Source organism: Cronobacter sp. JZ38 (assembly GCF_008932145.1).
Classification (GTDB): domain Bacteria; phylum Pseudomonadota; class Gammaproteobacteria; order Enterobacterales; family Enterobacteriaceae; genus Cronobacter; species Cronobacter muytjensii.
On sequence record NZ_CP017662.1, the window covers coordinates 835,077 to 857,030 of the forward strand.

Consider the following 21,954-nt stretch of genomic DNA (forward strand, 5'->3'; position numbering starts at 1 on the left):
CGATTACTTTTCGAGCGCCGCGCGCAGGCTGGTCGCAAGCGGCGTCGTGGGGCGGCCAATGAGCGCGCTGAGCTGATGGCTGTCGTCAAACAGACCGCCTTTGGACGCGCCGATATCAGAATCCGCCAGCAGTGCCGCAAAGCTTTCCGGCAGGCCCGCGCCCGTAAGTGCCGCAGCGAAATCCGCCTCGCTCAGGTTCTGATACACCACGTTTTTGCCCGTAGTCTGACTTAACAGCGCGGTGAGATCGCCTGGCGTCCAGGCCTCGTCGCCCGCCAGTTCGTACACGCGCCCGGCCTGGTTATCAAGCGTTAATACTTTGGCGGCGGCGTCGGCATAATCCTGACGGCTGGCGGAAGCGATTTTCCCGTCGCCAGCGCTGCCAATAAACACGCCATGTTCAAGCGCAGGCGGCACGCTCGCCAGATAGTTTTCGGTGTACCAGCCGTTACGCAGCAGCACGTAAGGGATGCCCGCGTCGGCGAGCATGTTCTCGGTGGCGACGTGTTCATTGGCAAGCCCGAGCGGCGAGCGGTCGGCATGCAGCAGGCTGGTGTAGGCGATGAGCTGTACGCCTGCGGCTTTGGCGGCCTCAATAACATTTCGGTGCTGCGCCACGCGCTGGCCCACTTCGCTTGAGGAGATGAGCAGCAGCTTTTCCACGCCCTGTAATGCGCAGGTCAGCGCCGCGACGTCGCTGTAGTCGGCGGCGCGTACCTGCACGCCTTGTTCCGCGAGCGCGGCGGCTTTCGCCGGGTTGCGAACGACAGCGACAATGTTCTGCGCCGCAACGGTTTTGAGGAGGGTGTTGATAACGCGCTGGCCAAGCTGGCCGGTAGCGCCGGTAATCGCGATCATGGTCTTTTCCTTTGTCTCTGGTGTGTGTTGTGGCACACTATCACTCAAACTCACTTTTAGTAAGTACGCACAAAAAGGTAAGTATCCTTATGACGATCCCAACCCTGAGTGAACAGCTGCGCGATGGCAATCTGTTCGCCGAAGCATGCCCGTCACGCGACGTGCTGAAGCATGTGACCAGCCGCTGGGGCGTGCTGATTCTGGTGGCGCTGCGCGACGGTACGCACCGTTTCAGCGATCTGCGCCGGAAAATGGGCGGCGTCAGCGAAAAAATGCTGGCGCAGTCGTTACAGGCGCTGGAGCAGGACGGCTTCGTGGATCGCGTCTCCTATCCGGTGGTGCCTCCGCATGTGGAGTACAGCCTGACGCCGCTCGGCCTGGAGGTGAGCGAGAAGGTGGCGGCGCTTGCGGACTGGATAGAAGTGCATACGCCGCAGGTTGTGGCGAACCGGGGCGAGCGGGCGGCGTAAAAACCGGGCGTTATGCAGGATGCCGGGTGCGGCTGCCTTAAACTGTCAGTCACACCCGGGCTAATACTGCAACGACGCGGTGGATGATATCCGGCCCGTATTTACGGGCCGGGAAGGGGGTTAGCGGTTTAAGTCGAGCTGATAGACAGCAAAACCGATGTCGTCGTTGCCGACCTTTTTCAGCGGATATTGCGCTTTCTCTTTGATAAACGCGGCGGCTTTGTCAGAGGGCGAGGTTTCAAAGCGGATATCCAGTTTCTGGCGGCTATTGATGGGTGCCAGACGCCAGTTGTTATCCGCCGCCGGGTGGATTTCGCCCGCGCGTTTGGTTTCCGCGCCTATCCACGCTGCCAGCACCGCGCGGTTTTCGTCCGGCGAGGCGAAGGCGATATGGCTGTCGCCCGTGCCTGCGAACTTCCCGCCGTAAGCGCGATAATTATTGGTCGCCACCAGGAAGGTTGCTTTTGGATCGATGGGCTTGCCGTTAAACGTCAGATGCTTAATGCGTTCCGCTTTTGGGTTCACGGTCTGGCATTCGCCGTCATATTTCGCAGGCTGCGTGACATCTATCTGGTAATTCACGCCGTCTATCACATCAAAGTTATAGGTGCGAAAGCCGTCCCAGTTCAGCAGCGGCTGCGGCGTCGTGCTGTTGACGTCGATCTGGTTAAACTGCCCGGCGGAACACTCCAGCCACTCTTTCACCTCGGCGCCCGTCGCTTTTACCACCACCAGCGTGTTGGGGTAGAGATAGAGATCGGCGGCGTTGCGCAGCGTCAGCTGACCTTTTTCCACTTCCACAAAGCTCGCCGGATCGTTTTTGCGCCCGCCCACTTTGAACGGCGCGGCGGCGGAGAGCACCGGCAGTTGCGCCAGATCCGGATCGCCCTGGATAAAGTGTTCGACATACGCTTTCTGGGCGTTATTCACCACCTGCACGGTCGGATCGTCCTGCACCAGCGCCAGATAGCTGTACATCGGATCGGCGGATTTGCCGACCGGCTGACCGACAAACTCGCGCGTGGCGTCGTGATCGGCTTTCAGCACTTTCACCAGATTCTGATCTTCCGCGGCGAGCGATTTCTTCGCCTGGGCGTCATAGATGGGGCGAGCTTCGGCTTTGCTTTGCGCGACTTTCCATTTGCCGTCGTCGTTATTGAGCACCAGATCGACGATCCCCAGATGATCGCCCCACATGCCCGGCATCACGGCCGGTACGCCGTTCAGCGTGCCTTTCGCAATATCCGCGCCTTTGATGGCCGCAAAATCTTTGCCCGGGAAGACGGCGTGCGCGTGGCCAAAGAGGATCGCGTCGACGCCTGGCACCTGGCTTAAGTAGTAGACAGAGTTTTCCGCGAGCGCCTTGTAGGGCTCGGCGGAAAGCCCCGAGTGCGCCACCACGACCACCAGATCCGCGCCTTCTGCGCGCATCTGCGGCACATATTTGCGGGCGGTTTCGGTAATATCGCTAACGGTAACTTTGCCGCTCAGATTCGCCTTATCCCAGGTCATGATTTGCGGCGGCACAAAGCCGATATAGCCGATTTTCAGCGTGTGCGGCTTACCGTCTTTGTCTTTCACCTGGGTTTCTTTGATCAGATAGGGAGTGAACAGGGGCTTCTGGGTCCTGGCGTCGATAATATTGGCGTTGACGTAGGGGAAATTCGCGCCGGCCAGCGCTTTGTGCAGGTAATCAAGGCCGTAGTTGAATTCATGGTTGCCGAGGTTGCCGACGGCGTAATCGAGCGTGTTCATCGCTTTATAGACCGGATGCACATCGCCGTCTTTCAGCCCTTTGGCCGCCATGTAATCGCCAAGCGGACTGCCCTGGATCAGATCGCCGTTATCCACCAGCACGCTGTTAACGGCCTCCTGGCGCGCGGCGTTGATTAAGCTTGCGGTACGCACCAGACCAAATTTTTCCGTCGGCGCGTCTTTGTAATAGTCAAAGTCCATCATATTGCTGTGCAGGTCGGTGGTTTCCAGAATACGCAAATCCACCGTGGCGGCGTTCACGCTGGCGGCGACCAGCGTGGCTATCATCGTTGCACTAAACTTAATCATTATGCAGGTCCTTTTTCAGAGCGAAGCCACAAAAGTTTATGTATCTATCGTTTGTTGCTTACAAAAGTGTGAATCCTGCCAGAAAAAAGGATGGGGAAACCGGAATCGCTTCACAGATAGCGGAACACGCCGCAATGCGATATAAAAATCATATCGATAAAACAAGGTGTTAAATCCGCAGCCGGGACGGACTGCGAAACGAGAAAGAGGTGGATGACAATGTTAGAACAGATTTGCCAACTGGCGCGCGACGCAGGCAGCGCCATCATGGAAGTCTACGAGGGTCACAAGCTGCTGGAAGCCACCCATAAGGTTGATGATTCGCCGGTAACGGCGGCGGATATCGCAGCGCACGCGGTGATTGTCGCCGGGCTGAAAGCGCTGACGCCGCAGGTGCCGGTGCTCTCAGAAGAAGATCCGCCAGGCTGGGACGAACGCCAGCACTGGCAGCGCTACTGGCTGGTGGACCCGCTGGACGGCACCAAAGAGTTCCTGAAGCGCAACGGCGAATTTACCGTCAATATCGCGCTGATTGAAGACGGCAAGCCGGTGCTTGGCGTGGTTTACGCGCCGGTGCTGAAGGTGATGTACAGCGCGGCGGAAGGAAAAGCGTGGAAAGAGGAGTGCGGCGTACGTAAGCAGATTCAGGTGCGCGACGCGCGTCCGCCGCGCGTGGTGATCAGCCGCTCTCACGGCGATAACGCCGAGCTTCAGGATTATCTGCAACAGCTCGGCGAGCATCAGACCACATCCGTCGGATCGTCGCTGAAATTCTGCCTGGTGGCGGAAGGCGAGGCGCAGCTTTACCCGCGCTTCGGGCCGACCAACACCTGGGATACCGCGGCAGGCCACGCGGTGGCGATTGCCGCCGGGGCGCAGGTTCACGACTGGCAGGGCAAAACCCTGGATTACACGCCGCGTGAATCCTTCCTGAACCCCAGCTTCCGCGTCTCTATTTACTGAGTAACTGTTGCAGCAGGCTAATCACCTGCTGCACTTCATCCTGCGTCAGCCCGCCGTCTTTCGCGAACCGCACCCGCCCGTCTTTATCCAGCACAACAATTGCCGAGCTTTCCGACTCCAGTTGCCAGGCTTTCTGCGCCACGCCGTTACTGTCGACAATAAACTGCGACCATGGATACTGCTGTTTATTGCTCTCAATACTGTGGCGTACGAACATGCCGGTGCCGGGAATGGCGTCGTCGCTGTTGACCACGGTGGTCGTCTGGTAGCGGTCATGCGGGAATTTTGCCGCTTTGATGGCTTCAATCAGCCCCGCATTTTTCTCTTTCGCCGAGGTGCGTCCGGCAATATGTTGCAGCACTCGCACTTTTCCAGGTAACTGCGCGCTGTTCCAGTTTTTGTAGCTAAACTGATCTTTATTCAGCATTAGCTCGCCTTTGTCATTGATGCCTACCGGTGGGACGCGCTCGTTCTCTTTAAAATTATGTGCTGAGGCCATCATCGGCAGCAGCAGACAGCTCAGCGCCAGCATTCCGCGCAGGGTCATAGGTGGCTCCTTCTTCTCATTTGCAGGTGATCGGACCACTTGAGTCCATTGCTTTTTAGCTTAAGTGTTAATTTTCTGTTTTCACGCAACCAGAGTGCCAGTTTGCGGGCGAACGCACAGAACCCGTGAAAAAAAGCGGCATTCTCCTGTGGTTTTTCGAGTTTTGAAAAGAAAATTCTGAAAGATTGTAATAAAAGGGTAAATAAAGTCAGGCAGAGTGGGTGCTCTCGCAGTTCTGGTCTATAGTCATCTGGCAACAAATTTTGCGCCTTAATGATGCTGGTCCAAATGTGGTACCGCAGGGCGTAATCTTCAGCAGGAGAGAACAATGAAAATTTTCCAACGTTACAACCCGCTTCAGGTGGCGAAGTACGTGAAGATCCTGTTTCGTGGACGGTTGTATATCAAGGATGTTGGCGCTTTCGAGTTTGATAAAGGCAAAATCCTCGTCCCGAAAGTGAAGGACAAGCAGCACTACTCCGTCATGTCCGAAGTCAACCGTCAGGTTATGCGTCTCCAGACTGAGATGGCGTAACGACAGCGTTGTGCGTAGGCAGTAAAGACAAACGGCCCCGATGGGGCCGTTAGTGTTTTGAGGCTCAGGCGGCGGTTTGCTCGTCCGGCAGTTTGGGCGTCAGGACACCCGGTTTGTTATCGATACGCGTCACCAGCAGCTGGTCGATGCGGTAGTTATCAATATCCACCACTTCGAACTTATACCCGGAGAATTTCACCGAATCGGTACGTTTCGGGATTTTTCGCAGCATAAACATCATAAAGCCGCCGATGGTTTCGTAGTTTCCGGATTGCGGGAATTCGTCGATATCCAGCACGCGCATGACATCGTCAATCGGCGTGCCGCCATCGATAAGCCATGAGTTTTCGTCGCGCGCGACGATCTGCTCTTCCAGCCCCTGTCCAACCAGATCGCCCATCAGCGTGGTCATTACGTCGTTGAGCGTGATAAGCCCTACCACCAGCGCATATTCGTTCATGATAACCGCAAAATCCTCGCCCGCTGTTTTGAAGCTTTCCAGCGCTTCGGAGAGCGTCAGCGTATCCGGCACGATCAGCGTGTTGCGAATCTGCACGCCGCTATTGAGCGCCAGGCTCTGGTTGCCCAGCACGCGGTTAAGCAGCTCTTTGGAATCGACATAACCGACGATGTGGTCGATATCCTGATTACACACCAGGAATTTTGAATGCGGATGGTCGGCGATTTTCTGCTTCAGGCTGTGCTCATCTTCGTGGAGATCGAACCAGACGATGTTTTCGCGCGAGGTCATAGAGGACGGCACGGTGCGCGACTCCAGCTCAAACACGTTTTCGATAAGCTCATGCTCTTGCTTGCGCAGCACGCCCGCGAGCGCGCCGGCTTCCACCACGGCGTAGATATCATCGGAAGTGATGTCGTCTTTGCGCACCATCGGCAGCTTGAAGATGCGGAAAATCACATTCGCCATGCCGTTAAAGAACCACACCAGCGGGCGGAAGAGGAACAGACAGAAGCGCATCGGGTTGATGATACGCAAAGCCACAGCTTCAGGCGCAATCATACCGATGCGTTTCGGGGTCAGGTCGGCGAAGAGAATGAACAGGCTGGTGACAAGCGTAAAGGAGAGGATAAAGCTGACCTGCTCGGCGGCTTCCGGCGAGATAAACCGGACCAGCAGCGTATAGAACGCCGGCGAAAACGCCGCATCGCCCACGATACCGCCCAGAATAGCGACAGCGTTCAGGCCTATCTGCACCACGGTAAAGAAGGTGCCGGGGTTTTCCTGCATCTTCAGCACCCGTTGGGCGTTGATGTTGCCTTCATCGGCCAGCAGCTTGAGTTTAATTTTACGGGAGGCGGCAAGCGAGATCTCGGAAAGCGAGAAAAACGAGCTGACGCCAATGAGACAAAGTATCAGTAAAATACTGTTTAACATATCTTATCCAGCCATCGCCGGATCCTCGGAAGGGAAGTTGATTATTGTGTGAAAACACTGTGATTGCGGGCCCGTAGAGAAGGAGGCCTGCAAATTCAAAGGGTAGTATAGCGTAAGCCCCAGCGGGGCTGCCAGAGGGTTGCGCAACGCGTGAAGAAAGCCCCGCCGCCCCAGGGCAAGACTGCGGGGGAAAGAGGTCAGATTTCCGGGGTAGTTTTATAGCCCACCAGCATCAGCAGCAGATTTTCTTTGCTGCCGGCCGGGTTGAAGCTGTAGTTATTGCCCTGACGGTCGCCGCCGATATACCAGGCGATTTCCGTTTTCCCGGCTGCCAGCGCGGCCCGCACGGCTTTATCGACATCCACGTAGCGATAGACACGCTGTTTATCGAGATAAAGTATGCCATCCGAGCGGTAATTGCAGGCCGGACGATTGTTCCAGTTCACCTGATGCTCGTCCCACTGCGTGTCCGTTGGATAAAAGAAGATCTGATCGGCCCCTTCGGCGTTTTTGCCGCCATAGATACGAATTTTATATTTAAACAGCGCGGCGTCGGCCTCGGAATAGCCCTCCGGCAGCGGCGGGATAGAAAATTTCACCAGCGACATGATTTCGGTATTGGCGGTGCGGCCGCCGTTGCGCCAGTCATCCTGCACCTGCAACGTGGTATCGTCGCCAAAGTTGCGCTGCGGCTCGGCGCTGCTGACCCAGGTGTCGGCTATCGCGCGGGTATAACTGAAGGGAATATTGGTGCCGCAGTCCATATTATTATTCATGCACTCTTCGGTCATAAACTGCGCCGATTCCACCGGCCAGCCGTTCATAAAATCGCCGTGCGCGGTGTAGATGCTGCCCCATTTTTCGGTGCGCGTTTCACCGTTCATCTCCGGATCCATCGAGAGTTCGATTTTTGCGGTATCCAGTGAGGTGATTTGCGGCAGTACCCAGGCGACATTCATATTAACCGTCGGGATTTTCACCGGGAATTGCGCAGGGCACGCGCCCGCGTCGCTGGCGTAAGTCGCGTTCATCCTGCCGCGTACCGGTTTGAGGTTGATGCCGTCCCAACAGTTGGGAAACTGAATGCCGATGTTAAATTGCACCGCGTCGCCTTTTTCACGCAGCCCACACACTTCCCCCGCCGTGTTGGTGTAGCCCTTGCCGTTGCCGCACAGAAAAGTGATGCGTTTGTTCGGCCCGGTGCCGTGATGGTCGCCGGCCAGCAGCTCCAGCCCGAGCGGAAAGGGTGTCAGGGGGTATTTATCGACGTTCGTGCTCTGATAATAGGTTTTCTGGTAGGCGGGCCTGACGATTTGCCCGTCGGGCAGCTTCATGGTGGGCGCCCACCAGGCGGAGCTGTCCGCTTTGTTATTGCAGGTGGTTTCCGGCTGATGGCGCAGTCGCGTGTAGTCAGAATACGCATCGGTATGGGTATTGCCGAAAAAGTCATGCAGCATGGCATGGTTCGGCATTCCATACATCATGATGGCGTCATCGCCCGCGGTATGGTGGAAGGAGCAGACTACATCCGCCTGGGGGCCAGCCCAGGCGGAGAGGGCGCTAAGGCCAGTTACAACCGGAATAAACGTGCGCAACAGCGTTGTGGTTTTCATGGTATGTCTCCGCAGCCAGGTTCGGTCGAGACATACCATGTACGCGCCGCTTATCGCCTCTCATCACTTATCAAAAAGTCTGATAAGACGGGAATTGATAAATCGTTAGGCCTCGGGCGGCAGGCAGACGCCGATCCCACCAATGCCGCAGTAGCCGTACGGATTTTTATGCAGATACTGCTGGTGCTCATCTTCGGCATAGTAAAACGGCGACGCCGGGGCGATTTCCGTTGTGATATGGCGATAGTCGCCCGCCGCTTCCATCGCCGCGCGGAACCGATCGAGGCTCGCCAGCGCCGCCGTTTCCTGCTCCGGCGTCAGCGGGTAAATGGCCGAACGGTATTGCGTACCGACGTCATTGCCCTGACGCATCCCTTGCGCCGGATCGTGGTTTTCCCAGAACACCTGCAGCAGCTGGTCATAGCTGATAACTTTCGGGTCATAAACGACACGCACCGCTTCGGCGTGTCCGGTCTGACCGCTACATACTTCGCGGTAGGTCGGGTTCGGCGTATAGCCGCCGGTATAGCCCGCTGCGGTGCTGTAGACGCCCGGCAATGGCCAGAACAGCCGTTCCACACCCCAGAAGCAGCCCATCGCGAACAGCGCCACTTCCATACCCTCCGGCACGTTGGTCATTGAGTGACCCGTCACGGTATGCAGTGACGCCACCGGCATTTTGGTGTTTCGCCCGGGCAGTGCATCTTCCTGGGTAACTAGCTGTTTCTTATCAAAAAAACTCATGGCGCCGACCTCCTGAAAAATGTTGAGCGCGCAAATTTTCGCCTGCGGTTGTCACGAAGCGGCTCTTTGCCCACAATAAAGCGTTTAAATGCGACTAAATTAAACATAAGAAATATTTGGCTGATCGTCTTTTTTTCAACTCCATTTAGCGGAGTTTTGTCAGGCCACGGAGCGGCATCAGGTTTCCTTCCAGGGGTGGGAATAAGGGATATTCAGGAGAAAACGTGCCACAAATCCGTAACTTGTGCTGGGCCGCACTGCTGATGGCGAGCGCCTCGACTGCGGCGCCCGTGCGTTTGCAGGTAGAAGGGTTGTCCGGCGCGCTGCAAAAAAACGTTCGCGCTCAGCTTTCCACCATTCAGGTTGATGAGGTCACGCCGGACCGCCGCTTTCGCGCGCGCGTCGATGACGCCATCCGTAACGGGCTGAAAGCGCTGGGCTATTATGAACCCACCATTGATTTTGAACTGCGCGAGCCGCCGCCCGGCGGTCGCCGTCAGGTGCTGCTGGCGCGCGTTAACCCCGGCGAGCCGGTGCGTATCGGCGCCACCAATGTCATCCTGCGCGGCGGCGCGCGCGATGATAAAGAGTATCTCGCGCTGCTGAAAAAGCGTCCCGCCGTCGGCACCGTGCTGAACCATAACGACTACGATAGCTTCAAAAAAGGGCTGACCAGCGTGGCGCTGCGTCGGGGCTATTTCGACAGCGAATACAAAAAGAGCCAGCTCGGCGTGTCGGTCGAGCGTCGCCAGGCGTTCTGGGATATCGATTATGACAGCGGTACGCGCTATCGCTTCGGCGACGTGACTTTTGCGGGCTCGCAAATCCGCGAGGAGTATCTGCAAAACCTCGTGCCGTTTAAAAAAGGCGATGACTACCAGTCGAGCGACGTAGCGGAGCTGAGCCGTCGATTATCCGCCACCGGCTGGTTTAACTCGGTGGTGGTGGCGCCGGAGTTTGAAAAATCCCGTAAGACGAAAGTGTTGCCGCTGCGGGGCGTGGTCTCGCCGCGCATTAAAAACACCGTCGAGGTGGGCGCCGGGTATTCCACCGATGTCGGGCCGCGCCTGAAAGCGAACTGGCGTAAGCCGTGGATCAACTCTTACGGCCATAGCCTGACCACCTCGACCAGTATTTCCGCGCCGGAACAGCAGCTCGATTTCAGCTATAAAATGCCGCTGCTGAAGAACCCGCTGGAGCAGTATTACCTGCTGCAGGGCGGTTTTAAGCGCACCGATCTCAACGACACCGAAGCCGACTCAACGACGCTTGCGGTTTCACGCTACTGGGATCTCTCCAGCGGCTGGCAGCGCGCCATTAACCTGCGCTGGAGCCTCGACCACTTTACCCAGGCCAACGTCACCCACACCACGATGCTGCTCTATCCTGGCGTCATGCTGAGCCGCACCCGCTCACGAGGCGGCCTGATGCCGACCTGGGGTGATTCGCAGCGCTATTCCATCGACTACTCGGACACCGCCTGGGGCTCGGATGTCGATTTCGTCGTGTTGCAGGCGCAAAACGTCTGGATCCGCACGCTCTATGACAAACACCGCTTTGTGGCGCGCGGCAATCTCGGCTGGATAGAGACCAATGATTTTGAGCGTGTGCCGCCGGATCTGCGTTTCTTCGCGGGCGGCGACCGCAGCATTCGCGGGTATAAATACAAATCGATTTCGCCTGAAGACGACGACGGCAAGCTGACGGGCGCCTCGAAACTCGCCACCGGGTCGCTTGAGTACCAGTACAACGTCACCGGTAAATGGTGGGGCGCGGTGTTTGTCGATTCCGGCGAAGCGGTTAACGACATCAAACAGAGTAATTTCAAAACCGGCGCGGGCGTCGGGGTACGCTGGCAGTCGCCGGTCGGCCCCATCAAGCTCGATTTCGCGGTGCCGGTAGGCGACAAAGAGGAGCATGGTTTGCAGTTTTACATCGGTCTGGGGCCTGAATTATGAGTCGTGTAAAAAAAATCAGCCTCGCCGTACTGGCCGTCATAGTTCTGCTTATCGCTACCGTCGGGTTTCTGGTGGGCACGACTACCGGCCTGCATCTGATTTTCAACGCGGCGAACCGCTGGGTGCCGGGGCTGGATATCGGCCGCGTTACCGGGGGCTGGCGTAACCTTACCGTCACCTCGCTGCGCTACCAGCAACCGGGCGTGGACGTTAACGCCGGTGAAATCCATCTTTCTGTGAAGCTCGCCTGCCTGCGCGACAGCAGCCTGTGCGTGAACGATTTCTCACTGAAAGATGTGAATGTGGTGGTGGATACTAAAAAGATGCCGCCTGCCGCGAAAGTGGAAGAAGAGGAGAGCGGGCCGCTTGATCTCTCCACGCCGTACCCGATTACGCTGAGCCGGGCGGCGCTGCATAACGTTAATATTAAAATCGACGACACGCTGGTGTCGGTGATGGATTTCAGCTCGGGCCTCGCCTGGGAGAGCCGTAACCTGACGCTCAAACCCACTTCGTTGCAGGGGCTGCTGATAGCGCTGCCGAAAGCGGCGGATGTCGCGCAGGAAGAAGTGGTTGAACCGAAGGTCAACAACCCGCAGCCGCAGGAAAAACCGCTTGGCGAGACGCTGCGTGACCTGTTCTCAAAACCGGTGCTGCCGGAGATGACCGACGTGCATCTGCCGCTGAACCTGACGGTGGAAAGTTTTCGCGGCGAACAGCTGCGCCTGACCGGCGACACCGATATCACGGTTAATAATATGCTGGTGAAAATCAGCAGCGTGGATGGTGTGACGAAGCTCGACACGCTGGATATCGACTCGAACCAGGGCACGGTGAACGCCACCGGCAGCGCCGAGCTGCGCAATAACTGGCCGGTGGATATCACCCTCAACAGCACGCTAAACGTCGAGCCGCTCAAGGGCGAAAAGGTGAAGCTTAAAGTGGGCGGCGCGCTGCGCGAGCAGCTGGAGTTCGGCGTTAATCTTTCCGGCCCGGTAGACGTGGTGCTGCGCGGCCAGACGAAGCTTGCCGAAGCCGGGCTGCCGCTTAATCTGGATATCACCAGCGATCAACTCTACTGGCCGCTCACTGGCCCGCGTCAGTATCAGGCGGATGATCTGAAGCTGAAGCTTTCCGGCAAAATGACCGACTACGCGCTGTCGTTTCGCACCGCCGTCAAAGGGGAACAATTGCCCCCCGCCACCATTACGCTCGACGGTAAGGGCAATGAACAGCAAATTAATATCGACAAGCTGGATGTCGCGGCGCTCCAGGGCCACACCACGCTGACGGCGCTGCTCGACTGGCAGCAGGCCATCAGCTGGCGCGGCGAGCTGGCCCTCAAGGACATTAACACCGCGAAACAGTATCCAGAATGGCCGTCGAAGCTCGACGGGCTGATAAAGCTGCGCGGGAGCCTTTACGGCGGTACCTGGCAGCTTGACGTGCCGGAGTTGAAACTTGCAGGGAACGTCAAACAGAACAAAGTGAATGTTGACGGTAAGCTGAAGGGCAACAGCTATCTGCAATGGACGATTCCGGGCCTGCATCTGGAGCTTGGGCGCAACAAAGCAGACATCAAAGGCGATCTCGGCGTAAAAGATCTCTCGCTTGACGCGACGATCGACGCGCCCGCGCTCGACAACGCGCTGCCGGGCCTCGGCGGCACGGCGAAAGGGCTGGTGAAAATTCGCGGCAACGTCGACGCGCCGGAGCTCAACGCGGATGTGACCGCACGCAATCTGCGCTGGCAGGAACTCTCTGTGGCCCAGGTGCGTCTGCTGGGCGATGTAAAATCCACCGATCAGATTGGCGGCACGCTGGATCTGCGTGTCGAGCGTCTTATGCAGGGGGATATCAATCTGCGGCTGATTACGCTTGCGGCCAAAGGCAACGAGAAATCGCACCAGATGGCGTTGCGCGTGCAGGGCGAGCCGGTCTCCGGCCAGCTTGACCTGCGCGGCAGTTTTGACCGTCAGGCCATGCGCTGGCGCGGTGAGATTGATAATACCCGTTTCGCCACCCCGGTGGGCCCGTGGGCGCTGAGCCGGGCGCTCACGCTCGATTATCGCGGTCAGGAGCAGAAAATCGCCATTGGCCCGCACTGCTGGCGTAACCCGAACGCCGAACTGTGCGTGCCGCAAACTATCGACGCGGGCGCCAGCGGCCGCGCGCAGGTTAACCTCAACCGCTTCGATCTCGCGATGATTAAGCCGTTTATGCCGGAAGAAACGCAGGCGAGCGGCCTCTTTACCGGTAAGGCAGACGTCAGTTGGGACACAACGAAAGAAGGGCTGCCGCAGGGACAGGTGCAGCTGGCCGGGCGCGGCGTGCGCGTCACGCAGCTGGTTAACGGCAGTCCGCTGCTGGTGGCGTTTGATACGCTGAATCTTAACGCGGAACTGCGCAATAACCGCGCGCGGCTTAACTGGCTGATTCGGCTGGCGAACAACGGGCAGTTTGACGGCGATATTCAGGTGGCGGACCCGCAGGAGCGTCGTAACCTCTCCGGGAACGTGAATATCCGTAATTTCTCGCTTGCTATCGCTAATCCGGTCTTTTCACGCGGTGAAAAGGCGGCGGGCATTCTGAGCGCCAGCCTGCGGCTTGGCGGCAACGCGCGTCAGCCGCAGCTTTTCGGTCAGATGCAGCTCAATGGTGTCGATATCGAAGGAAACTTTATGCCCTTCGATATGCAGCCAAGCCAGCTGGCGATGAACTTCAACGGGATGAGCTCGACGCTACAGGGCGTGGTGCGCACGAAACAGGGCGAAATCGCGCTCGACGGCAACGCAGACTGGAGCCAGATCGATAACTGGCGCGCCAGGGTGGCGGCGCGTGGCAGCCGGGTGCGGATCACCGTGCCGCCGATGGTGCGACTGGATGTCTCGCCGGATGTGGTGCTGGAAGCGACGCCGAGCCTTATCACGCTCGATGGCCGTGTGGATGTGCCCTGGGCGCGTATCGTGGTGCATGACCTGCCGGAAAGCGCGGTGGGCGTCTCCAGTGATGAAGTTTTGCTCGATGAAAATCTGAAACCGGAAGAAGAACAGCGCGCGTCCATTCCTGTTAATAGTAATCTGATCGTTCACGTTGGAAATAACGTGCGGATAGATGCTTTTGGGCTGAAGGCACGCCTTACCGGCGACCTCAAAGCCGCGCAGGATAAACAGGGCCTGGGCCTGAACGGGCAGATCAATATTCCGGAAGGGCGCTTCCACGCCTATGGTCAGGATTTGCTGGTGCGTAAAGGGGAGCTGCTGTTCTCCGGTCCGCCGGACAGGCCGCTGCTGAATATTGAGGCGATCCGTAACCCTGAGGCGACAGAAAACGATGTGATCGCTGGTGTGCGTGTCACCGGCGAGACTGACGAGCCGAAGGTGGAAGTCTTCTCCGACCCGGCGATGTCGCAGCAGGAAGCGCTTTCTTATCTGCTGCGCGGACAAGGGCTGGAGAGCGGCCAGAGCGACAGCGATGCCATGACTTCCATGCTAATTGGCCTGGGGGTTGCACAAAGTGGGCAGGTTGTGGGTAAAATCGGCGAGACGTTTGGCGTAAGCAATCTGGCGCTGGACACCGAAGGGGTAGGGGATTCCTCCCAGGTGGTGGTCAGCGGCTATGTACTGCCGGGTCTCCAGGTGAAATACGGCGTGGGCATTTTTGACTCGCTGGCGACGCTCACGCTAAGGTATCGCCTGATGCCTAAGCTATATCTGGAAGCGGTGTCTGGCGTAGATCAGGCACTTGATTTGCTCTATCAGTTTGAGTTTTAGCAATGCGAATATTTGTCTACGGCAGTTTACGACGCAAACAGGGCAACAGCCACTGGATGACCAACGCCCAGTGGCTGGGTGATTACGACATCGAAAACTACCAGCTCTTCAGCCTGGGCCACTATCCGGGCGCAGTGCCGGGAGAGGGCTCGGTCGTCGGCGAGGTGTATCGTATCGATGCCACGACGCTTGCCGAGCTGGATGCGCTGCGCACCGCGCGCGGCGAGTATAAACGCCAGCTTATCCAGACGCCGTACGGCAGCGCCTGGATGTATGTGTATCAGCGTCCTACAGAAGGGCTTACCCGTATTGAGAGCGGTAACTGGCTCGACAGGTAACGTCAATATCCTTTGAAAACCACGCTTCGGCGTGGTTTTTTATTGTCTGTAGTTTAATTAAATATGCTTTTTAATGGATGTTAATTGCTTTTTATTAATTATGGGGCCAAAAAAGTTCATGGGGAATTGAGTGAATCTGCATTGATAAGCAATGTTATTTATCAACCGTGTTTAAATGCCTGATTAATGCATTTTTATTCTGATTTTCAGAGAATTGGTTTCATTCCTTTCATGAAGATAATTCTGTTCTTTTTTTAGACTTTATATTTCTTGATGACTCCTGATGCGGAACATAAAATTCCCATGAATTCGAGGTGTGGCAAATATAAGTGGCATTACATATTTGTGTAGTGAATATTATATTGATCACTTTGAAGGTTTTTAAAGGAACCCGTTAATTTAACTCAAGGAAAAATCATGAAATTCAGCAAAGTTTCTCTGGCAGCGGCAATGGGTCTGATGCTGGCGGCAGGTATGGCTAACGCAAAAGATCAGGGCCACGGAAAAGTGACTTTCACTGGTTCTATTATTGATGCGCCGTGCTCTATCAACCCGGACAGCATCGATCAGACCGTGAGCATGGGCCAGGTTTCTAACGTTGCGCTGAAAGCAAACGGTAACACCGGTACTTCCGTACCGCGTAACTTCGAAATCAAGCTGGAAAACTGTGATGTTTCCACGCTGAAATCCGTTAAAACCACGTTTACCGGCGCTGAAGGTGCAACGGACGGTTCTCTGGGTATTACCGGTACAGCGAAAGGTGCCAGCCTGATCCTGACCGACGGCAACGGCGAGCAGATCAAACTGGGCGAAGCGTCTGAAGCGCGTGAACTGCAGAATGGTAATAACACGCTGCTGTTCTCCGCTTACCTGCAGGGCGACGGCGCGTCTGCAACCGTGACCCCGGGTGACTTCACCGCTGTAGCTGACTTCACTCTGGCTTACGAATAAGTTTAGCGTTACCAGGGAACATACGTCCGCCCTGGCGGGCGTATGGTTTCCCCCTCTTTCAGAGACGGATCTCATGACCAAAATCAGGTGTTATGCAATAGCTTTGGCCCTGGGATGTACAGCGTTGGCCGCGAAGGCATCGCATCAGGCTTCCGAATTTGATATCGGCTTAAATGGTCGAGTGAGTATGCAAGGCTCCATTGTTTCCAGAGCTTGTGATATCGCCATGGAGAGTCGTTACCAGTCTATCGAAATGCCGGCAGCATCGATGAATGTGCTGAAGCGTGCAGGCGAAAGCATTGCACAGCCGTTTTCCATTCATCTGGTGAATTGTACATTTGATACCGGAGAGCCAGGCGACGCGCCATGGCAGTTTTTGCAGGTGACCTTTGATGGTGCTGACGATGACGGACTGTTTCAGGTAACAGGCGAAGCAGGCGGCGTGGCGCTGGAAATTGCCAGTAAAAACGGGGATGAGATCCACCCCGGACAGCCATTGCCTTATACAGAAATCTCTGGTGACGATATTAAACTGGATTACGAGCTACGCCTTAAAGCAAATGATGATGGGCTACGTCCAGGCGAATACTCATCGGTAATTAAATATCGTATTGATTATTTTTAAGCACCTTCTTTATTGCTGATTTTTTTGACAGAGATTGCCCGTAAACCGGCAAAAGGGATATGGCCAGACAACATAATAAGCATGCCACTCTATCAACACTGATGGTGCCGTCAGCGCTGGCGTTATGCATCTGCGCGTGTTTACGGACCCCCGCAATGGCGGCGGATGATATCCAGTTTAATACGGACGTATTAGACGTAAAAGATAAGCAGAATATCGATCTGAGTCAGTTTTCAAAGCGCGGCTATATTATGCCGGGCGATTATACCTTTACTATTAAAGTTAATCAGAACCAGCTTGAAGAACAGCCTGTCAGCGTTCTGGCTGACGAAAATGACAAAAGCCAGACGCGCATCTGTTTTACGCCGGATCAGGTGAAGAAATTCGGTTTTAAAGAGAAATATTTTACACAGCTGAAAACCTGGCATAACGGCCAGTGCGTGGATGTGACGGCGCTGAACGGCGTAGAGGCGACGCCGGATCTGGGCAGCGGTACGCTAACGCTGAACGTACCCCAGGCGTACCTGGAATATACCTCTGATGACTGGGTGCCGCCCTCAATGTGGGACGACGGTATTCCGGGCCTGATTGCGGATTACAACGTTAACGCCCAGACGCGCCATAACGAAGGCAGCCAGGGCGGCGATGATAAATCGGTCTCCGGCAACGGTACCGTTGGCGCTAATGTCGGGCCGTGGCGCTTACGCGCCGACTGGCAGGCTAACTATGACGATCAATCGGAAAATACCAGCGGCCAGAAAAAGTGGACCTGGAGCCGTTTTCAGATGTACCGGGCGCTGCCAAAAATGGGCGCGAAATTAACGCTCGGCGAAGACTATATGAACTCGGATCTGTTCGACAGCGTGCGTTTTGCAGGCGCGAGCGTGGTTTCCGACGACAATATGCTGCCGCCGAACCTGCGCGGTTACGCGCCTGAGGTCACCGGCGTGGCGAAAACCAACGCTAAAGTGACGATTTCTCAGCAGGGGCGCGTGATATATGAAACTCAGGTCGCGGCGGGGCCGTTCGCGATTCAGGATCTGAATAACTCGGTGTCCGGCGCGCTGGATGTGCGCGTGCAGGAGCAGGACGGCTCGGTGCAGGAATATAAAGTGAACACCGCGTCGATCCCGTATCTGACGCGCCCCGGCAGCGTGCGTTACAAAATGTATGCCGGGCGGCCGAGTACTTACGATCACCATAGCGAAGGCAGTGGTTTCGGCTCTGGTGAATTTTCCTGGGGTATCAGCAACGGCTGGTCACTCTATGGCGGTCTGGTGGCAAGCCGCAACTATCTTGCAACGGCGCTGGGTGTCGGCCGCGATTTGATGGCGCTGGGGGCGCTGGCATTCGATATTACCCGCTCCGGGGCGAAGCTCGACGGTGGCGAAGAGCGTCACGGTCAGTCTTATCGCGTGAGCTATTCGAAGCGCTTTGATGAAACCGGAAGCCAGGTGACCTTCGCAGGTTATCGCTTCTCAGAAAAAGACTTTATGAGCTTTAACGATTATCTGAATTACAAAGCGGATAACGGCGATTTCATGCAAAGCAAGGAGATGTACACCGTCTCCTTCAGCCAGCAGTTTGAGAGCATCGGGCTGAGCGCGTACCTGAACTATTCGCACCAGACCTACTGGAATAACCCGGCGGAAGATCGCTACAGCCTGTCGCTGTCACGCTATTTCGATATCGGGAAAATGAAAAATATTAGCGCGTCGCTCACAGCGTACCGCAATAAGTTTAACGGCGAAAACGACGACGGCATGTATATGTCGCTCTCCTTACCGATGGGCGATACCGGCACGCTGGGGCTTAACTCGTCATACAGCGCGGACGCCAGTAACCACAACCTGAGCTATTTCGACCGGTTAGATAATGGCGATAACTACCGTATCGCGGCGGGCGGCAGCGATGACGGCGGCAACCTGAGCGGCTATTACGATCATCCGGGCGAACTCGCCGAGGTGAGCGGCAACCTGGATTACCAGCATGGTCAGTACAGCTCAGCGGGCGTATCGCTGCGCGGCGGGATGACGGCAACGGCGAAAGGCGCCGCGCTGCACCGTTCTAACGTCATGGGCGGAACGCGCGTGCTGTTAGATACCGGCGATGCGGCGGATATCCCGGTACAGGGTTATGCCAACGCCACCACTACCAACCATTTCGGCAAAGCGGTGGTGACGGATGTCAGTGATTACAGCAAAAACAGCCTGAGCATTGATATCAACAAGTTGCCAGAGGATGCGGAAGCGACTGCATCGGTGGTGCAGGCAACGCTTACCGAAGGCGCGATTGGCTATCGCAAATTTAATGTGATTTCCGGCCTTAAGGCGATGGCGATTATCCGTCTCGCGGACGGCACTTTCCCGCCATTCGGCGCCAGCGTGCGTAACGCGGAAAATCAGGAAGTCGGCATCGTCAATGACGAGGGCCAGGCCTGGTTAAGCGGTCTGAAGCCGGGCCACAAATTACAGGTGAACTGGAATGGCGCAACGCAATGTGCGGTCACGCTGCCAGAAAACCTGCAAGGGACGAGCGAGAACGGAAATCTGCTATTGCCGTGCCGTTAAGGCGCGGCGGTAAACCGATTAAACCTCAACGGGTCATTCATTATGTTAAGTATGAGAAACACTATTTTTACCGCCGCACTGGCGCTGACCGGTGTTATGGCGACTCAGCAGGCGTTTGCCGCTATCGCGCTCGATCGCACCCGCGTGGTCTATAACGGCGAGGAGAAATCCATCAGCCTGAATATCAGTAATGAAAATAAAAAACTGCCTTACCTTGCCCAGGCGTGGATTGAAGATGCGCAGGGCAACAAAATCACCGGCCCGCTGACGGTGCTGCCGCCAGTACAGCGCATAGAAGCCGGAGCGAAAAGCCAGGTGAAAGTGCAGGCATCGTCTGCGGCGGGAACGCTGCCGCAGGACAAAGAAACGCTGTTCTACTTCAACCTGCGCGAGATCCCGCCGCGCAGCAATAAACCGAATACGCTGCAAATTGCGCTGCAGACACGCATCAAGCTCTTTTATCGCCCGGCGGCCATCGCACTCGACAAAACCCAGGCGGCGGAAGGCGACTGGGTAGAGAAAGTAACGCTAACGCGCCAGGGCGATAAATTTGTGGTGAATAACCCGACGCCGTATTTCCTGACGATTGTCGAAGGGGCCCCGTCAGCTAAAGGAAAACCGGTAGGTTTTGAACCTGTGATGGTAAGCCCGAAAGGCAGCGCAACCATTGCCGCCTCCGCAGCCGCGTTTGGCAACAGCCCGGTGCTCACTTACGTGAACGACTACGGCGGACGTCCGAAAATCCAGTTCAGCTGCGGCGGTGCAACCTGCACGGCAAAACTGCTGAAAGATAAAAACTAAGCGGCAGCAAAGGACTCGTTTATGAAAAGGATGGCTCACATTTTCGCGCTTAGCGCAGCGCTTGGCTTTATCGCGCCAGTGATGGCGGATGAGCCGGTCTCGGCGGATGGCGGCGAGCTCTATGTGCATGGCGTGATGCGCGAGAATACTTGCCGGTTAGAGATGGATTCCGCCTGGCAGGACGTTGACTTGGGCGATATCTCCCGCGCCGATGTAAGCCTTGTCGGCAAAATGGCAAAACCGGTAACGGTGACGCTTTACCTGCGCGACTGCCCTGAAATCTCGACGCGCAGCGCTAACCTCACGGCATTAACGCACACCCGTAGCGCGGAGCAGCCTGCGTATCAGGCGCGGTTTGTGGCGCCGACCGATGCGTTCAATCCGGATCTGATTAAGGTCACGGGCGCCTCCGGCATCGGGCTGCGGTTGAAAGACAGCCGCGGGCAAACGGTAAAAATGGCCCAGCAGGGAGATACCGTGCTGCTCAATCCCGGACAGGACCAGGTGACTTTCACGCTGACGCCCGAACGCACCGCCGCACCGTTCATGGCCGGGCCTTACCATGCGTTGATTAACTTCAGCATGATCTACCAGTAAGGAGCAGGTAATGAAGAAACGGATGCTGTTCCTGCTGCTGGCCTGTACCACGCAGGCGCTGGCGGCGGCGGATAACGTGCATTTCTCCGGCACGCTGGTGGCGGAGCCCTGCACCCTGCCGGACGCCGATACCGATATCAGTCTGGATTTCGGTACGGTGGTGACGAAATACCTCTACCAGTATCAGCGGACAAAAAGCCAGCCGTTCGCTATCCATCTGCAGGAGTGCGACCCGGCCATCATGAGCACGGTCGGTGTGACTTTCCAGGGCACAGTCGATACCGAATTGACAGACCTGCTGGCGCTGGACGCATCAAGTACAGCGAAGGGCGTGGCGATAGGTATTGAACGCCAGGACGGCACGCTGCTGCCAGTGAATAAAGCCAGCCCGGAGATGCCGCTGGCGAGCGGCAACACCACGCTGAACTTTAACGCCTTCGTGCAGATACAGCCGACCGTACTGGCAAACAAGTCGCTGACCGAAGGCAGCTTCACGGCCATCAGCACGTTTATCCTGAGCTATCAGTAAGGGGATGAAGTTGAAAAGGACGACATACGGCCTGACCGGAGCCAAAGGGCGGCGGTGGGCCACCCGTGCGGGCAGAGCTCGCAAACTACTGGTAGCTGCGTTATTGCTGGTGCCTTGCGGCGTCATCCCGGAGGCCGCGGCAAAAGCCGGCGACCAGTCTTCCATGAACATTAATATCACGGGGACGGTCACGGCGAACGGGAGCTGTGAGTTTAACCCGGGCGGGTCGCTGCAGGTGGACTTCGGCCAGGTCCGGCTGAAGGCGACAGGCGCCACGACCGTCCAACTGGACGGCAACTATGAGCAGCCGCTCACCGCCAGCTTTATCTGTTCAGGCGATAGTGCAGGTTTATTACAGATGAAATTCACCTCCTCTTCCGGCAGCTATGAAACCTATAACGGCACCAAAGTACTGGGTACGGACAAGGGCATTGTGGGGATTGAGCTGATGGTGAACGGCACGGCGCAGACCATGGACGCCTGGTTCAGCATCGACCAGAAGAACCCGCCGGCCCTGCAGGCGAAGCTGGTGCAGGTGAGTACCGAAAACAGCAAGAACGTGGTCAGCGGCGATGTCTTCACGGCCTCCGGCTCGCTGGTGATGGCGTTTAACTGAGGGGGG

Annotated in this window: 19 protein-coding genes; 13 read left to right on the plus strand and 6 right to left on the minus strand. The window is 56.6% G+C overall.

Annotation, left to right across the window (positions count from 1 at the left end; translation table 11 throughout):
* Window positions 1-3: 3 nt before the first annotated feature.
* Window positions 4-858 carry an SDR family oxidoreductase gene (locus tag BJP61_RS03925; protein WP_171997849.1) on the minus strand — a complete coding sequence of 285 codons (855 nt, stop codon included), beginning with the start codon at window positions 856-858 and terminating at the stop codon, window positions 4-6.
* 89 nt (window positions 859-947) lie between these two features.
* Here BJP61_RS03925 and BJP61_RS03930 point away from each other — a divergent pair, with 89 nt between their 5' ends.
* Window positions 948-1,328 carry a helix-turn-helix domain-containing protein gene (locus BJP61_RS03930; protein ID WP_075192347.1) on the plus strand — a complete coding sequence of 127 codons (381 nt, stop codon included), beginning with the start codon at window positions 948-950 and terminating at the stop codon, window positions 1,326-1,328.
* A gap of 120 nt (window positions 1,329-1,448) precedes the next feature.
* On the opposite strand, the gene BJP61_RS03935 is transcribed toward BJP61_RS03930, so the two are convergent.
* Window positions 1,449-3,392, minus strand: coding sequence for a bifunctional 2',3'-cyclic-nucleotide 2'-phosphodiesterase/3'-nucleotidase (locus tag BJP61_RS03935; RefSeq protein ID WP_171997850.1), 1,944 nt, complete (start codon window positions 3,390-3,392; stop codon window positions 1,449-1,451).
* Window positions 3,393-3,611: 219 nt separating this feature from the next.
* Here BJP61_RS03935 and cysQ point away from each other — a divergent pair, with 219 nt between their 5' ends.
* Window positions 3,612-4,355, plus strand: a complete 744-nt coding sequence (gene cysQ / locus BJP61_RS03940; RefSeq protein WP_171997851.1) for a 3'(2'),5'-bisphosphate nucleotidase CysQ — start codon at window positions 3,612-3,614, stop codon at window positions 4,353-4,355.
* On the opposite strand, the gene BJP61_RS03945 is transcribed toward cysQ, so the two are convergent.
* Window positions 4,345-4,902 (minus strand): YtfJ family protein, encoded by a 558-nt coding sequence (locus BJP61_RS03945; protein ID WP_038867581.1) that lies wholly within the window; start codon window positions 4,900-4,902, stop codon window positions 4,345-4,347. The two genes, cysQ and BJP61_RS03945, sit on opposite strands and share 11 nt — an antisense overlap.
* Before the next feature lie 328 nt (window positions 4,903-5,230).
* Here BJP61_RS03945 and BJP61_RS03950 point away from each other — a divergent pair, with 328 nt between their 5' ends.
* Entirely contained in the window at window positions 5,231-5,437 is a 207-nt protein-coding gene (locus BJP61_RS03950) for a DUF1107 domain-containing protein (RefSeq protein ID WP_004387562.1), read from the plus strand.
* 64 nt (window positions 5,438-5,501) lie between these two features.
* On the opposite strand, the gene BJP61_RS03955 is transcribed toward BJP61_RS03950, so the two are convergent.
* The 3 genes from BJP61_RS03955 to msrA form a co-directional block, all read right to left on the minus strand.
* On the minus strand, window positions 5,502-6,833 hold the full coding sequence (locus tag BJP61_RS03955) for a hemolysin family protein (RefSeq protein ID WP_038867583.1): 1,332 nt from the start codon (window positions 6,831-6,833) through the stop codon (window positions 5,502-5,504).
* 197 nt (window positions 6,834-7,030) lie between these two features.
* Window positions 7,031-8,446: a DUF1996 domain-containing protein gene (locus tag BJP61_RS03960; RefSeq protein WP_075192350.1), complete on the minus strand. Its 1,416-nt coding sequence runs from the start codon at window positions 8,444-8,446 to the stop codon at window positions 7,031-7,033.
* Between the two features lie 105 nt (window positions 8,447-8,551).
* Complete coding sequence (msrA, locus tag BJP61_RS03965; RefSeq protein ID WP_038867588.1) at window positions 8,552-9,190, minus strand: peptide-methionine (S)-S-oxide reductase MsrA; 639 nt, start codon at window positions 9,188-9,190, stop codon at window positions 8,552-8,554.
* Between the two features lie 224 nt (window positions 9,191-9,414).
* Between msrA and tamA the strand changes: the two genes are divergently transcribed.
* The 10 genes from tamA (at window position 9,415) to BJP61_RS04015 (ending at window position 21,948) form a co-directional block, all read left to right on the plus strand.
* Complete coding sequence (gene tamA, locus BJP61_RS03970) at window positions 9,415-11,148, plus strand: autotransporter assembly complex protein TamA (protein WP_075192351.1); 1,734 nt, start codon at window positions 9,415-9,417, stop codon at window positions 11,146-11,148.
* A complete protein-coding gene (locus BJP61_RS03975) occupies window positions 11,145-14,921 on the plus strand; it encodes a translocation/assembly module TamB domain-containing protein (protein WP_171997852.1) in 3,777 nt (1,258 codons plus the stop codon). Before tamA ends, BJP61_RS03975 begins: the two co-directional genes overlap by 4 nt.
* Before the next feature lie 2 nt (window positions 14,922-14,923).
* Entirely contained in the window at window positions 14,924-15,259 is a 336-nt protein-coding gene (locus BJP61_RS03980; protein WP_004387569.1) for a gamma-glutamylcyclotransferase, read from the plus strand.
* 417 nt (window positions 15,260-15,676) lie between these two features.
* Window positions 15,677-16,210 carry a fimbrial protein gene (locus BJP61_RS03985; RefSeq protein ID WP_161579579.1) on the plus strand — a complete coding sequence of 178 codons (534 nt, stop codon included), beginning with the start codon at window positions 15,677-15,679 and terminating at the stop codon, window positions 16,208-16,210.
* 73 nt (window positions 16,211-16,283) lie between these two features.
* On the plus strand, window positions 16,284-16,835 hold the full coding sequence (locus tag BJP61_RS03990) for a fimbrial protein (RefSeq protein ID WP_171997853.1): 552 nt from the start codon (window positions 16,284-16,286) through the stop codon (window positions 16,833-16,835).
* Window positions 16,836-16,894: 59 nt separating this feature from the next.
* Window positions 16,895-19,405 (plus strand): outer membrane usher protein, encoded by a 2,511-nt coding sequence (locus tag BJP61_RS03995; protein ID WP_171997854.1) that lies wholly within the window; start codon window positions 16,895-16,897, stop codon window positions 19,403-19,405.
* Between the two features lie 42 nt (window positions 19,406-19,447).
* Window positions 19,448-20,206, plus strand: a complete 759-nt coding sequence (locus tag BJP61_RS04000; protein WP_171997855.1) for a fimbria/pilus periplasmic chaperone — start codon at window positions 19,448-19,450, stop codon at window positions 20,204-20,206.
* A 21-nt stretch (window positions 20,207-20,227) separates the two neighbouring features.
* A complete protein-coding gene (locus tag BJP61_RS04005) occupies window positions 20,228-20,803 on the plus strand; it encodes a fimbrial protein (protein WP_171997856.1) in 576 nt (191 codons plus the stop codon).
* A 10-nt stretch (window positions 20,804-20,813) separates the two neighbouring features.
* A complete protein-coding gene (locus BJP61_RS04010; RefSeq protein ID WP_171997857.1) occupies window positions 20,814-21,332 on the plus strand; it encodes a fimbrial protein in 519 nt (172 codons plus the stop codon).
* A 10-nt stretch (window positions 21,333-21,342) separates the two neighbouring features.
* The gene (locus tag BJP61_RS04015) at window positions 21,343-21,948 is read left to right on the plus strand and encodes a fimbrial protein (protein ID WP_255485489.1); all 606 of its coding nucleotides are present in this window, start codon (window positions 21,343-21,345) and stop codon (window positions 21,946-21,948) included.
* Window positions 21,949-21,954: the final 6 nt, after the last annotated feature.